This window comes from Polynucleobacter acidiphobus (assembly GCF_003065385.1).
Taxonomy (GTDB): domain Bacteria; phylum Pseudomonadota; class Gammaproteobacteria; order Burkholderiales; family Burkholderiaceae; genus Polynucleobacter; species Polynucleobacter acidiphobus.
The window spans coordinates 742,214-755,951 of sequence record NZ_CP023277.1 but is presented as its reverse complement, the minus strand read 5'-3'; the positions used below and the strand labels follow the sequence as shown (position 1 = coordinate 755,951).

General features: G+C 49.2%; 13 protein-coding genes. 8 read left to right on the top strand and 5 right to left on the bottom strand.

Going from position 1 to position 13,738, the window contains the following annotated elements:
* Positions 1-4: 4 nt before the first annotated feature.
* Positions 5-856 carry a YihY family inner membrane protein gene (locus AOC32_RS04050; protein WP_108508263.1) on the bottom strand — a complete coding sequence of 284 codons (852 nt, stop codon included), beginning with the start codon at positions 854-856 and terminating at the stop codon, positions 5-7.
* A 48-nt stretch (positions 857-904) separates the two neighbouring features.
* On the opposite strand from AOC32_RS04050, the gene wrbA reads away from it, so the two are divergent.
* Genes wrbA through AOC32_RS04030 form a run of 4 tightly spaced genes read left to right on the top strand, consistent with a single transcriptional unit; the run spans position 905 to position 3,879 of the window.
* Positions 905-1,510, top strand: a complete 606-nt coding sequence (gene wrbA, locus AOC32_RS04045) for an NAD(P)H:quinone oxidoreductase (protein WP_108508262.1) — start codon at positions 905-907, stop codon at positions 1,508-1,510.
* 3 nt (positions 1,511-1,513) lie between these two features.
* Positions 1,514-1,900 (top strand): DUF2069 domain-containing protein, encoded by a 387-nt coding sequence (locus AOC32_RS04040; RefSeq protein WP_108508261.1) that lies wholly within the window; start codon positions 1,514-1,516, stop codon positions 1,898-1,900.
* A 9-nt stretch (positions 1,901-1,909) separates the two neighbouring features.
* Entirely contained in the window at positions 1,910-3,328 is a 1,419-nt protein-coding gene (locus AOC32_RS04035) for an FAD-binding oxidoreductase (RefSeq protein ID WP_108508260.1), read from the top strand.
* A complete protein-coding gene (locus AOC32_RS04030; protein WP_234409803.1) occupies positions 3,325-3,879 on the top strand; it encodes a histidine phosphatase family protein in 555 nt (184 codons plus the stop codon). The genes AOC32_RS04035 and AOC32_RS04030 overlap by 4 nt, the downstream gene beginning before the upstream one ends.
* Here AOC32_RS04030 and AOC32_RS04025 read toward each other — a convergent pair.
* Genes AOC32_RS04025 through AOC32_RS04010 form a run of 4 tightly spaced genes read right to left on the bottom strand, consistent with a single transcriptional unit; the run spans position 3,872 to position 9,943 of the window.
* On the bottom strand, positions 3,872-4,207 hold the full coding sequence (locus tag AOC32_RS04025; RefSeq protein WP_108508259.1) for a P-II family nitrogen regulator: 336 nt from the start codon (positions 4,205-4,207) through the stop codon (positions 3,872-3,874). The genes AOC32_RS04030 and AOC32_RS04025 overlap by 8 nt on opposite strands.
* Complete coding sequence (locus tag AOC32_RS04020) at positions 4,204-7,299, bottom strand: efflux RND transporter permease subunit (RefSeq protein WP_108508258.1); 3,096 nt, start codon at positions 7,297-7,299, stop codon at positions 4,204-4,206. Before AOC32_RS04020 ends, AOC32_RS04025 begins: the two co-directional genes overlap by 4 nt.
* Positions 7,300-7,310: 11 nt before the next feature.
* Positions 7,311-8,657, bottom strand: a complete 1,347-nt coding sequence (locus AOC32_RS04015) for an efflux RND transporter periplasmic adaptor subunit (RefSeq protein ID WP_108508257.1) — start codon at positions 8,655-8,657, stop codon at positions 7,311-7,313.
* The gene (locus AOC32_RS04010; RefSeq protein ID WP_108508256.1) at positions 8,657-9,943 is read right to left on the bottom strand and encodes a TolC family protein; all 1,287 of its coding nucleotides are present in this window, start codon (positions 9,941-9,943) and stop codon (positions 8,657-8,659) included. The genes AOC32_RS04015 and AOC32_RS04010 overlap by 1 nt, the downstream gene beginning before the upstream one ends.
* 261 nt (positions 9,944-10,204) lie before the next feature.
* On the opposite strand from AOC32_RS04010, the gene AOC32_RS04005 reads away from it, so the two are divergent.
* The 4 genes from AOC32_RS04005 to AOC32_RS03990 all read left to right on the top strand — a co-directional run bounded on the left by AOC32_RS04005 (position 10,205) and on the right by AOC32_RS03990 (position 13,724).
* Positions 10,205-11,164 (top strand): sodium-dependent bicarbonate transport family permease, encoded by a 960-nt coding sequence (locus tag AOC32_RS04005; protein WP_108508255.1) that lies wholly within the window; start codon positions 10,205-10,207, stop codon positions 11,162-11,164.
* Positions 11,165-11,253: 89 nt separating this feature from the next.
* Positions 11,254-12,261, top strand: a complete 1,008-nt coding sequence (locus tag AOC32_RS04000) for an MBL fold metallo-hydrolase (RefSeq protein ID WP_108508254.1) — start codon at positions 11,254-11,256, stop codon at positions 12,259-12,261.
* Positions 12,262-12,375: 114 nt separating this feature from the next.
* Positions 12,376-12,768, top strand: coding sequence for a DUF3302 domain-containing protein (locus tag AOC32_RS03995; RefSeq protein WP_108508253.1), 393 nt, complete (start codon positions 12,376-12,378; stop codon positions 12,766-12,768).
* Positions 12,768-13,724 (top strand): HlyD family secretion protein, encoded by a 957-nt coding sequence (locus tag AOC32_RS03990; protein WP_108508252.1) that lies wholly within the window; start codon positions 12,768-12,770, stop codon positions 13,722-13,724. The genes AOC32_RS03995 and AOC32_RS03990 overlap by 1 nt, the downstream gene beginning before the upstream one ends.
* The last annotated feature ends 14 nt before the right edge of the window (positions 13,725-13,738 follow it).

The window sequence follows — 13,738 nt, the reverse complement described above, 5'->3', positions numbered from 1 at the left end:
GGCATTAGGTAGGCGACCGTTCCCGCAGGCGGTTTTGCCGAATCGTAGGCAAGTTTGCAACGATCACGGCACCGGCAAGGGTGAGCCACCAGGTGATATAGATCCAAATCAACATGAGGGGTACGATCGCAAAGGTGCCATAAACGGTTTTATAGAAGGCGGCCTGGGTCATGAAATAGGCAAATCCAAACTTGGTAATCTCATAGGCCGCGGCCACAAAAGCGGCCCCCACAAATGCATCACGCCAGGTCACTGGGGCATAGGGCAGGATTCGGTAGGCTAGAGCAAAAACAATGAATGCTAATAGACTAGGAATGATGGTGCTGATGAATTTAAATCCTGCCGATAAGGTCGGGAACCAGCCGCTAGCCGAACCCAGCAATACGCTGCTGAGATAAATCCCTAGGCCCAAGAGAATGGGGCCGATCACGGTTGCTACTAAATAGATGATGAGTTTTTTTAAAAAGGGTCGGCGCTCCTTGACCTTCCAGATCTCATTAAAGGCGCGCTCAATCACCACCATCGTTAGAATCGTCGTAATCACTAGCCCAAGCGAGCCCACAATGGTTAATCCCTTGACTTTGGCTGAGAACTGGTTGAAGTAACTAAATACTTGTTGGCTGATGCCACCCGGGAAATAGTTCTTTAGTAGCCAGGTTTGAAAGGCATTACGTAGATTAATCACCGCCGGGAATTGACTCAGTAGGATCGACCCGATGGTCAGCATTGGTACTAGGGACAAAATCGTGGTGAAGGCCAAACTGGCCGATACCTGGCTCAAGCGTAAATGTTGATTGCGATCCCAGAGCTCTTTGCCTAAGGGCAACCAACGCTCGATCGGAAAAGATAATGGCATGACCGTATCATAGGGGATCTATCTGAAATTCCAAAGAAAGTGCAGCGTATGCGTTCATTCGAGATCCTGGTGTTGTACTACTCCCGCTACGGCGCGACTGAGCAGCTCGCTCGACTGATTAGCCAAGGAATAGAAAGTGTGCCCGGAGTTAGCGCGCGTCTACGAACGGTGCCTGCTGTGTCAACCGTTTGTGAAGCCAGCGAGCCACCCGTACCGAAGGATGGACCTCCGTATGTCGAGTATGCTGATTTAGAGGAATGCATTGGTCTAGCGCTGGGATCACCGACCCGCTTTGGGAATATGGCTGCACCGCTCAAGTATTTTTTGGACGGCAGTACCTCACAATGGTTAAGCGGTGCATTGCAAGGCAAGCCCGCCTGTGTATTTACCAGCACCGGTAGTTTGCATGGTGGTCAGGAGACCACCCTCCTCTCCATGATGATCCCTCTTTTTCATCATGGCATGGTCTTGCTTGGTCTGCCCTATAGCAATCCCGAACTCATGAGCACCACGAGCGGTGGAACACCGTATGGTGTATCGCACCTTGCGCACGCTGATGGCAGTGCCCCGATTAGTGCAGAGGAATCTCGCTTAGCCATCGCCCAGGGAAAGCGTTTGGCTGAGGTCGCTTTACGTCTTCACGGTAGCAAATAAGTCATGCTAAGTGGATTGCTAAAGAAAGATAAGTATGTACTGATTGCGAGTGCTGCAATCGTTGACTTAATTGTATTGTGCGTGGCTTGGGAGTGGATTATTTCACCGCTGCGGCCGGGGGGCTCATGGTTAGTATTAAAGGCAGTACCTTTAATCATCATGCTACCAGGGGTATGGCGCGCAAATGTGTACACCATGCAATGGAGTAGCATGGCGATCCTGATTTACACCACCGAAGCCTTGACCCGGATTACCGAACCAGGTTGGAATATGTGGATGGCGATCCTAGAACTGATCCTATCGGTAACAGTTTTTATTGCCTTATTAATGTATCTCAAACCCATTAAGGCAGCGGCTAAGGCAAAAGCAGCTGATGAAGCAAAGCACTAGAATCATCCCATGAATCACTCTGAATTTATTTCCCATTGTCAGTCGATTGTTGGAAATGCTTATGTATTGGTCGACCCCAATGATCAAGCACCTTATCTAAGCGATTGGCGCAATCGCTATCACGGTAAAGCGCTCGCCGTTTTACTTCCTAAAACGACCGAAGAGGTTGCCAAGATTGTCAAAGCGTGCGATCAAGCTTCGATTTCCATTGTTCCACAAGGCGGCAATACCAGTATGTGCGGGGCAGCGACCCCCAATGACTCGGGCAAGCAAATCGTTCTGAATCTTAAGCGGATGAATGCGATCCGCGAAATTAATTCGAGCAACCAAACCATGGTGGTCGAGTCAGGCTGTATTTTGCAAACCTTGCAAGAGGCTGCCAAAGCACAGGGGTTCTTATTTCCACTTAGTCTTGGCGCCCAGGGTAGCTGTCAGATTGGCGGCAATCTAGCCACCAATGCGGGGGGCACTAATGTTTTACGCTATGGCAACGCCCGTGAGTTGTGTTTGGGCCTTGAGGTGATCACTGCCCAGGGCGAGATCTTGCATGGCCTGCGTAGCTTACGTAAGGACAACACCGGATTTGATTTGCGTGATTTATACATTGGTTCCGAGGGGTGTCTTGGCATCATTACCGCCGCGGTGATGAAGCTATATCCCTTACCGGTGACCCAATGGACTGCTTTAGTGGCCGTCCCGAATATTCCGGCGACGATTGAGTTGCTGAGTCTTTTTCAGAAACGTACTGCTGCCCTACTCACTGGCTTTGAAATGATGTCAAAGGACTCCTTGGACCTCACCGCTAAGCAATTTCCTCACATGAAAAACCCTCTTGCCAATGACCCTCTTTATACGGTCTTGGTCGAGTTATCCGATCATGAGGGCGAAGAACACGCTCGTAATCTAATGGAACAAGTTCTTGAATCTGCGTTTGAAGCGGGTATTGCGAGTGATGCGGTGATTGCGAGCAATCTCTCGCAAGCCCAATCGTTTTGGACCATGCGTGAGCATATCACCATGGCACAAGCGCAAGAAGGCGCCAATCTAAAACACGATATCTCGCTACCAATCTCAGGTCTTGATGCCTTTATCACCGAGACCGATCAATTGATTCGGGGGAAATTTGCTGGGGTACGCATCATCAATTTTGGGCATTTGGGCGACGGTAATTTGCATTACAACATTGCGCCACCACTTGGTGCTAATCCTAGCGAGTTCAATCGTGCTCATGAAGCAGCCATTCATGATGTGGTCTATTCTCAGGTCGAGAAACACTACGGCTCCATTTCGGCCGAACATGGCATTGGGCAACTCAAACTCCCTGACCTTGAAGCGCATCGCGGATCGGTGGCGCACCAGCTGATGCGCTCCATTAAAACTGCGCTAGACCCCAAGAACATCATGAATCCAGGTAAGGTATTACCTTGATCCGAATCCTTGTCGCGCTCTGGGCGTGGCTGGTGCTCATGCCATTGGCAAATGCCAACCTGCTCTCTGAACTTCAATCAGGCTCAAGTCTCATCATCATGCGTCATGCCGATGCCCCTGGGATCGGCGATCCCCAAGGTTATCGGATTGGCGATTGCTCGACCCAACGCAATCTTGGTGAGTATGGACGTCAGCAAGCCAAAGAGATTGGTGCATGGTTAAGTAAGCAGGGCATTAGTGAAGCGCGTGTCTTCAGTAGCCCCTGGTGCCGCTGCCTCGATACGGCGGTTCTACTGAATAAAGGGCCAGTAACCTCGGAGCGTTCACTCGGTTCATTCTTTAATGAAATGAGCGAGAGCGGTAAACAGACCAGGGAGTTAGAGGTATTTGTGCGGCAGCAACTATCAAAGTCGAGTAAGTTACCGCTGATTTTGGTGACCCATCAGGTCAATACCTATGCCTACACAGGTATGTCGGTTGGTGTAGGACAAATGCTTCTTGTAAAAGTGAACGCACAAGGCAAAGCCATCAGCAGTCGCGCACTTAACTAATGGGGTTTGGGTAGTTCTTCGCAATAAAGAAGGCACGGTCGACATTCACCTTCCACACAATGCCATCTCCCACCTGTCCGGTCTGACAAGCCTGAACTAAGCGATCCATGATCGTATCGGCTACCTCATCGTTGCAAACGATCTCAATCCGAACTTTTGCTGAGTAATCGGTTAGCTCATCTTTGATAGTAGTTTTTTCAACTCGAGTGGGGGCACTGCAACCCTCAACCTTCGTGACTGTCATCCCAGGAAAGCCAGGAGTATCCATCAGTGCGGCCCGCACCATCGGTAATTTATTGGGACGAATGACTGCTTTTATTTCAATCACGCTTCAACCTTTTTCTCTTCAAACCAACCGTATAAGACCGGTAATACCAATAATGTTAAGCCCGTTGAGGTAATTAAACCTGAAATAACCACAATAGCAAGAGGTCTTGTGACCTCCGATCCTGGACCTCCCGAGAACAGCATGGGAATTAAGGCCAACATCGCGACGGAGGCGGTCATCATCACAGGTCTAAAACGATGTGCGCACCCATCAATGAGAGCCTCACGCAAAGGCATGCCATCGTCGCGCAATTGCTTGATAAAGGAGATCAACACCACTCCATTTAGTACCGCAATACCCCAAAGATTAATGAATCCGACCGCGGCGGGTACCGATAAATACTCGCCGGTAATAAAAAGACCGAAGATGCCCCCAATCGATGCAAACGGCAGAACCAAAATAATCAGTCCAGCCAAGCGAATCGATTGGAATAGCATAAAGAGTAAGAAGAAAATCGCAGCAATGGTGAGCGGAATAATGATCATGAGTCGTGCCATGGCGCGCTCCATGTTCTCAAACTGACCGCCCCACACTAAGGTGTAGCCCTCGGGCAACTTCACATCCTGAGCAATTTTCTTTTGGGCCTCATCCACAAAACCGCCCAAATCTCGACCCTGTACATTGACTCCAATCACTAAGCGACGCTTACCCGACTCGCGTGAGATTTGCGGCGGACCATCAAGTAACTCAATCTTCGCCAGATCCTTCATGAGCACCTGGGCGCCGTTAGGCGATAGCAGGATGATGTTTTCAATAGCATCGATCTTGTCACGGTAAGGAGCTGGATAGCGCAATACCATTGGGAAACGGCGCTCGCCCTCATAAACCGTGGAGGCCTGCTTTCCACCGATTGCCGTTTCGATCACGTCGTTGACATCGGCCACATTGATACCGTAGCGCGCAATCGCATCGCGATCAATCTTGATATTGAGGTAGTTTTGGCCAGAGGCTTGCTCAATTCGCAGATCAGTACTGCCCTTCATGCGCGACAAAATTTGGCTGATCTGAGTACCCAGTTTGATGAGCGTCTCAATATCGTCACCAAAAATCTTGATCGCCACCTGTGAGCGTACACCCGAGACCATTTCATCAACCCGTGCCGCAATCGGTTGAGAGATCACCAACTCCACACCGGGCAAGGTCTTTAATTTCTCACGGATTTGATTGGCAATCTCCTCTTGACTCAAGTCCCGGTCACCCAAGGGCTTCAAGGTTACGATCGGATCGGACTCGAATGGCTGACCAGGATCGGCTGGGGATTCGCCACGTCCTAGACGGGATACCGCCATTTCCACACCAGGAATAGTCATGATTCGTTTGAGGGCCTCAAACTCCAATTTAATCGACTCATCGAGCGCAATATTGGCGGAGCGCACAATCACGGGAGTGATTGAACCCTCTTGCATCACCGGGATAAATGATTTACCCAAAAAGATAAATAGAACAACGCTGGCACCCAGCGCGATCAGAGCGCGTTTTACGACTAAACGCGGATGCTTTAAGCTCCAATCGAGCATAAAGTTATAGGGTTTACGCAGCTTTGCCACAATCTTCGTGTCGTCCTCGCTACCGCCTTTGAGGATGTATGAGCATAGGACGGGAGATAGTACAAACGAGAGAATTAATGAAATCGTTAGCGCAATCGCAATCGTGATCGCCATCGGGGCAAACATCTTGCCTTCCATGCCTTCGAGCGCAAGTAAGGGCATAAATACCAAAATGATGATGCCCACACCAAAGAGCACAGGTTTACCAACTTCGGTAGCGGCCTCCAAGATAATACGGTTGCGGGACTCACCCATTTTTAGGCGAGCGCCTAACTTAGCAAAAGTGTTTTCAACCACCACGACTGAGCCATCGACCATAATGCCGATTGCGATTGCGAGACCACCCAAGGACATCAAGTTCGCAGAGATGCCATAGCGGTTCATCACAAAAAATGTGAGTAGCGGGGTCAAGATCAGAGTGGCCACCACAATGATCGATGAACGCACATCGCCCAAGAACAAGAAGAGCAACACGATCACCAAGATGATGCCCTCAACTAAGACCTTGGCAACATTGAACATCGCCGCATTGACCAGATCAGTTCGGTCATAGAACGGAACAATCTGCAAACCCTCAGGCAATAACTTACGCTCGTTAATCTCGGCGACCTTGGTCTTAATGCGATTGACCACCTCTCGAGCATTCGCGCCGCGGTTCATCTGAATAATGCCGGCGACACCCTCGGTAACACCATTTTTAATAATGGCGCCCTGCCGAATCTCATTACCAATCATGACCTCAGCTACGTTGCGTACATAAACTGGGGTGCCCTTCACTTCTTTCAGAATGATCTTGCCAATGTCTTCTGGCTTTGCCACAAGACCAACCCCACGAATCAAATACCGCTCTGCATAGGTCGGTAATTGGCCGCCACCAGAATTGGCATTATTCCGAGCCAGCGCGACATACACATCTTGCAAAGTAATCCCATAGTGTCGCAAGCGCTCAGGATTAACCAGCACTTGATACTCTTTGGCAAAGCCGCCCATGGTGTTGATCTCAGCAACACCTGGAATCGAGCGCAACATCGGCCGTACTACCCAATCCTGAATCGTGCGCCGCTCTTGTAATTCGTCTTCAGTCAACTCGCGATTACCATCGGACGGATGTTCTAGGGTGTACTGATAAACCTCCCCTAGTCCCGTGGTCGGTGGCGCCAAGACAGGAGTGACCCCATCAGGCATGCGAGAGGCAACCTCAATCAAACGTTCCAGAACAAGTTGACGAGCGAAGTAGATACTGGTCTTATCAGTGAAGACCAGGGTCACAATGGAAATACCGTTGCGATTAAGTGAACGCATCTCTACGAGCCCTGGCAAGCCCGTCATGCCTAACTCAATCGGGATGGTGACAAAACGCTCGACCTCTTCGGGTGATTTACCTGGAGCCTCGGTTGCGATTTGCACCTGGATATTCGTGACATCTGGAAAGGCATCAACTGATAAGCGCTTCGTAGCAAATAAGCCCACGAAGAATAGGCAAACGGAGATCACCACCACCAGTAGGCGTTGCTGAAGAGCAAAACGGACAATGCGCTCAATCATATTGAATGGCCTTAGCCGCCACCACTAAGCTGACGCTTGCGTTCCGCGTTTAGATGAAATGCGCCTTCAATGGCAATCTCGTCACCCTCTTTGAGGCCAGAAAGAATCGCGCGCATCCCCTTGCCCTCAGGCCCTGCTTTGACGGGAACCATTTTGTATTGATCGTCCTCGCCTCGTACAAATACGTAATCTTGGTTATCATCCCGAATCACTGCAGAATTAGGTACGACTAAGCGCTCCACTGGCTCACTATCAATCAACATGGTCGCTAACATTCCGGGACGTATTTGCCCAGTCGAGTTGGGAATGTCCATTCGCACCACGACTGTCCGCGTTTGTGGGTTAACGATGGCATCCACATGCGAGATCACCCCTTCAATCACGCGATTACGCAGCGCAGGAATAATCACCGAGGATTTTTGACCCTTTTGGAGCAATGAAGAGTTGCCTTCGGGCACTTCAGCTACCGCCCACAGAGTACTGAGGTCTGCAATCGTAAAGAGCGCCTCAGAAGGTTGCACTACCTGCCCTTTATTGATCTTGCGCTCCACAATTTGACCGGGGATTGTTGCTACAACATTATTAATCGACTCAATCACACCCGATTTAGCAAGTCGATCAATACTCTTCTGATCCATGCCCTGCACTCGCAGTTGATCGTTCGCAGCACGTAACTCAGCCTTGGCACTCATGGCCTCAGCTTCACGGCGTTGCAACTCAGCCAGAGCAATTACGTCTTCTTTATAGAGAATGCGTGCGCGATTAGCGGCTTGCTCGGCTAGCTGGCTAGCGGTTCGTGCTTTCAAGTACGCAAGTTGTGACTGAGTGAGCTCGGTTGAGGTGATCTTCGCCAAGATCTCACCCTGCTGAACTTCTTGACCAGGCACACCTAAGATTTCAGAGACACGTCCGGTTACATTGGCACCAATTCGTGCCAAGAAGCGCTCATTGAAATCAATTCGGCCAGAGACTCGCAGCTCCTCGACAAATGGGGCTAACTCAACTTTGCCGTTTTTGATCAAGTTACCGAGATCATCGTTCACATACACAATGCTTGGGTCTTGCACTAGGCGAGGCGTTGGCTTGGAATCAAATACATCGAAGTAATACAGAGTTAATAAAACAACCACCACCCAAGGCAAAACGAAGAATCCTGACTTGACCCAAGCTGGACTGGCATCATACTTTTGTAAAACTGCGGGAGCTTTTTGATTTGCAAACTCGCGAATTTGGCCGTAGCCCTGCTTTTGCCAATCCCGTATTGCATGAATTGCAGCGGTGATTTGCTCCCCAATCAGGGTACGCCCTTTTTGAATGTGGTCAGTTAACTTTTTAGTGAGTTTTGGTTCGGCACTCATTATTTTTTACCTTCAATCATGGCCACCCATTCTGGCGAGGCACTTAAACGTTCAATCTCATTCACAATCGATGCCAACTCAAAGCGGGCTCGGATTAAATCATTACGAGCGGCCCGAAAGGTTCGTTGCGCATCTAAGAACTCCAACATGCCACGTTCACCAAAGCGATAAGAGGTCTCCGCAATCTTGCGAGCACTGGCCGCAAGTTGCACGACCCGCTCGTCCAAAGTTTTGACCTGAAAGCTCGTGATCTCAAAGAGTTTGTAGGCTGACTCGAGCTGAGTCTCGAGGCTTTGCATCTGAGCATTCAATTGATTACGGGCTTTCGAGGCATTGGCCTCGGCTTCTGTAATTTGGCCTTGGCGGAAATCCCAAATCGGGATACTGACCACCAAACCATAGAGGCGATCGGTAAAGTTCGGGTCGTTGTATTGCTGAGCCTTAATTGCCAATTGCGGTAAGCGCGAGTTTTGCTCAAAACTTAGGCGTGACTCGCTGGCTTCAACCTCGGCCTTGGCGCGCTTTAGCTCAGGACTCTGATTGCGCAGGTTATCCAATAAGACTTTGAAATCGGGCAGTTTAGGGATGGAATCTAGTTTGGCTGCGATCTCAAAGTTTGCAGGAAGATTAAAGCCCACGACCTTACGCAATTGACTGCGTGCCTGTTCAATCCGGAGCTTGCTTCCTTGGGCCACAATCTCAGCATTCAGAAACTCGGTCTGTGCACGAATCAACTCAAAGCGTGCGGTCTCACCCACGTCGTAGCGCAATTGCATGCGATCGCGGATTTGTTTGGTGAGATCCAAGTCCTCATCCGCAGCGCGTGACTCGGCTTCACGACGCACCAGCTCATAGAAACTTTGGCGCACACGCGCAATCGTCTCAACTTCAAACGCAATCCGATTTGCTTCAGCGGCACGCATGCTGGCCTCAGCAGCATTCACCCGTGGGAAACGGGTATACGGCATATCGAGAGGCTGGGTCACAACCCATTGGGAGAGGTTACCGGTGCTCAGTCCACCCGAGGTACCACGCTGCTGACCGGTATTGACCTCAAACTCCGGGTTCGGAATCGCTCTCGCGCTACGCAATTGACCGCTAACCGCCCGAGTCTGATCGCGTGCGGCCATCACCTGCGGATTACTTTCTAAGGCAAGTTGAATGAGCTGATCAAGAGTAAAGACGGTTTTGGTGGATTGCGGTTGCGCCCAGGTGGGGAATGCAGCACATGCCCAAATTAGGGCAATATGAACTACTCGGCGAATCACGCTTAAATAGGGGTCCACAGTTTTCCAATACTTAAAACTGGTCTGGCCAAGGACTGATTCCCCTCGCGCACCGGGTTGGCTCTTAACGGCTTTCCGGAATGTCGATGCGCAAGACCCATTGCTAGGCAGGCTACTCCCCAAAATCGATAGGTGAATTTGACCATAGATCGCGAATTAGTGATTTCCCTAGTAAACATGGGTCTATTCTACTCAAGCACTTTTTGGGGGTTAAATCGCTTTTTTGCTGGACGTTTTATAAAAATGAGAAAATAAGAACTCATGAGTACCATTATTGATCCCGCCATTCTGTTTTTTATCTTTGGCGTGTTTGCAGGATTGGTTCGTTCCAACCTTGAGATCCCGCAACCCATCACCCGCTTTCTGTCTCTTTACCTTTTAATGGCTTTGGGCCTCAAGGGCGGGTTCGCTTTGCACCAATCTGGGCTTACCTTCGCAATTACCACCAGTTTGGGGATTGCGATTGCCCTTGCTTGCATTATTCCGCTCGTTAGTTATTACTTTCTAAAGACCAAACTCAACGCTCTTGATTCAGCAGCGATTGCCGCGACGTATGGGTCGGTCAGTGCGGTGACTTTTATTACTGCCACTCAATATCTCAACCATGTTCAGATCGAATATGGTGGCCATATGGCTGCTGCCATGGCGCTGATGGAATCCCCAGCAATTATTTTGGCGATCTTCCTCGCCAATCGTGCGAAATCCTCTGTATTGCAAACCAAGCAACCTATGCGAGTTGGCAAACTGCTACACGAGTCATTTACGGACGGCGCGCAACTATTGCTGCTTGGTGCGATGTTAATTGGCATCATCTCGGGACCCGATGGGCAAAAGGTAATGGCACCGTTCTCCGTGGATTTGTTTAAAGGGATGTTGGCATTTTTCTTACTGGATATGGGTTTAATGAGCGCCAAGAGTTTTGTGGATCTCAAGGGCAAGCCCAGACGTTTGATTGTGTATGCCTTTGTAGCACCCCTTTGCCATTCTCTCTTTGCGCTTTTACTCTGCTACATCTTCAAGGTGGAATTGGGTAATACGATTTTGTTGATGGTGCTAGCTGCTAGCGCGTCTTACATTGCGGTGCCCGCTGTATTACGACATGCTTTGCCCGAGGTGAGCCCTGCTTTGTACATGGGTATGTCTCTGGGTATCACATTCCCACTCAATTTAATCCTTGGGATCCCGCTCTACACCCAGATTGCTAAATTGGTCATGGGATAGCGATTGATGAACAAATTACTCAAGTAATCATTGAAATTGATAGGCTGGGCAAATATTCGCTAAACTGAATATATCAATGGGAGTATTCAATGGTTGCTGATACACGTCGTCAAGCACTCAAATGGATCGCAGGAGCTGGGGGAATCATGCTTGCCCCGCAAGCCATGCAGTTTGCCAGTGCGGCGGAGGATTTTTTCAAGGGACCGCCAGTTAAGGATATTCCTGCCAAGCAGATTAGTAAGCACGTTTGGTTAATCTACTCGCCCGATGGCTTCCCAACACCCGAGAACCGCGGCATGATGGCTAATGTAACCTTCGTGGACACTAGCAAAGGGGTGGTCATATTAGATACCGGTGCCTCCTTGCAAATTGGTGAGATGGCAATCCGCATGATTAAGAAGGTCACGAATAAACCGGTGATTGCGATTTTTAATTCGCACTACCACGGCGATCATTTTTTAGGTAATCAAGCATTTGTAGAAACCTACAGTAAGGACATGCCCATTTATGCACATCCTTATTCCATCAAACAGATCAAAGGAATTGAAGGTAATGCCTGGCGTAATTTGATGGAGCGCTGGACCAATCAAGCGACCGCGGGTACCAAAGTGATTCCGCCGACTCACGACGCCAATCAAGGTGATGTATTTAATTTTGGCGATGTGCGCATCAAGGTGCATCACCATGGCACTGCGCACACCCCTGGTGATATATGCATGCAGGTGATCGAAGATAAGGTGACCTATGTCGGTGATATTGCAATGGGCAATCGCATTGCCAATATTGATGACGGCTCCTATGTCGGCACCTTTAAGACCTATCAGAATTTACAAGCAACCGAAGGTGATCAGTTGTGGGTGCCTGGGCACGGTGAACCCAGCAAACAGCTTCTCAATGAATACGGCGAGTTCTTAGCGGGTATTTACGATACCTGTGTCAAAGCGGTCAAAGATGGTCAAGATTTAAGTGTGGCCAAATCATTGGTGTTGAAAGATCCTCGTGTCAGTAAGCGAGCCAAAACAATGCAGGGTTTTGATGGAAATATTGGTAAGTACACGAGCCTTGCCTATTTAGAAGCTGAGAAAGAAGCCTTCTAAAAGAAGAGAGGAATATTAGCCTTATAGCTAATAGCCTTACCCTAGACTACCGACAATACTATGGGCAATGTATGATTTGCCTTGCCCAATTCATGCCAACTTAAGGAATTGCCAATGAATACTCGCGCCCTCCTTTTTGCGATGATGGTTGTATTACTCCTGCCCCTACCCGCCCATGCTTCATTCATGCCAGCTCATTTAATTGATGGCTTTGCAAATATTGTTTCCTGGGTGGTGATTATTGTGTTGCCAATTGCGCTAATTGCGCTCTTTTGGTTTGTCCATATTTGGCCCGATACGGTTGCAAAGCGACGTCAGCATCCGCAACGCGATGCCATTCATGCGCTCTGCGTTCTCTCCTTATTCTTTGGGGGTCTTCTGTGGCCCTTTGCCTATTTATGGGCCTATACGCGTCCGACCATGTACAAGCTCGCCTATGGAACGGATCGGTACTCACCGATTAACGAGGCCGATACCAAATCCAAACCCGAGTCGAGTAACACATAATGGAAGCATTACTCCTTGCCATCTATGCCACGATTGTTTGGCTCATCTTTTTTAAGTTCAAGCTGTTGCCTTGGACCACCTCGGCCAAGGTCATTGTGGTGACCATTCCAGTAGTCGGCATGATTACGATGATTTTGTTGCTCAACGTCTTTGCCCCATCCTCTGGGGATGTGATCGTTGTTCGCAATAGCGTAGGGATTGTGAGTCAGGTGAAAGGCCGCGTCGTTGAAGTTCCTGTGCATATTAATCAGCGTGTCAAACAGGGAGATGTGCTGTTTAAGATTGATGCGACCCAATACCAAGCCCAGGTAAATTCGATTAAGGCAAAACTGGATCTAGCCAAACTTCGGGTCTCAGAAAATCAACGCTTAGTTGCCGCAGGTGCTGGCAATCGTTTTGATCTTGAGAAGGCAGAGGCGGATTTACTTGATCTTCAAGAACAGTTCAAGCATGCGCAATATGATCTCGAGCAAACGGTGATGCGCGCTCCGTCTGACGGCATCATAGTGAATGTGCAACTGCGACCAGGTGCTTATGTGGCAGCCTTTCCGATCTCCTCGGTGATGACCTTTATGGAGGACACCCCACAAATTTATGCCCTCTTTAAACAAAATGAGTTGCATCAGATTGAGCCTGGGAATGAAGCAGAGTTCTTCATTCCGAGTCTTCCAGGGGAGATCCTCAAGGCTAAAGTTGAATCGATCATTTATGCCGAGGGTCAAGGTCAGCTCAATGTCAGCGGCAATCTGCCTACGATTGGCCTGAGAGACATTACTGCGAATCGCTTTGCCGTTAAGTTGTCCCTGGATGAGACCAAGAACTATCCCCTCCTTCCTGCAGGTGCAGTTGGCGAAGGTGCGGTCTATACCAATCACTTAGCCTTTTTACATATTATTCGTAAGGTGATGTTAAGAGTCGGCACCAAACTCAATTACATCATTCCAAAGCTGCACTAAATGATATTTAGGCG

Coding starts and splice junctions, on each gene's coding strand:
- AOC32_RS04050 (WP_108508263.1), bottom strand. CDS start 856: ATGCCATTATCTTTTCCGATCGAGCGTTGGTTGCCCTTAGGCAAAGAG.
- wrbA (WP_108508262.1), top strand. CDS start 905: ATGCGTTCATTCGAGATCCTGGTGTTGTACTACTCCCGCTACGGCGCG.
- AOC32_RS04040 (WP_108508261.1), top strand. CDS start 1,514: ATGCTAAGTGGATTGCTAAAGAAAGATAAGTATGTACTGATTGCGAGT.
- AOC32_RS04035 (WP_108508260.1), top strand. CDS start 1,910: ATGAATCACTCTGAATTTATTTCCCATTGTCAGTCGATTGTTGGAAAT.
- AOC32_RS04020 (WP_108508258.1), bottom strand. CDS start 7,299: ATGATTGAGCGCATTGTCCGTTTTGCTCTTCAGCAACGCCTACTGGTG.
- AOC32_RS04015 (WP_108508257.1), bottom strand. CDS start 8,657: ATGAGTGCCGAACCAAAACTCACTAAAAAGTTAACTGACCACATTCAA.
- AOC32_RS04005 (WP_108508255.1), top strand. CDS start 10,205: ATGAGTACCATTATTGATCCCGCCATTCTGTTTTTTATCTTTGGCGTG.
- AOC32_RS04000 (WP_108508254.1), top strand. CDS start 11,254: ATGGTTGCTGATACACGTCGTCAAGCACTCAAATGGATCGCAGGAGCT.
- AOC32_RS03995 (WP_108508253.1), top strand. CDS start 12,376: ATGAATACTCGCGCCCTCCTTTTTGCGATGATGGTTGTATTACTCCTG.
- AOC32_RS03990 (WP_108508252.1), top strand. CDS start 12,768: ATGGAAGCATTACTCCTTGCCATCTATGCCACGATTGTTTGGCTCATC.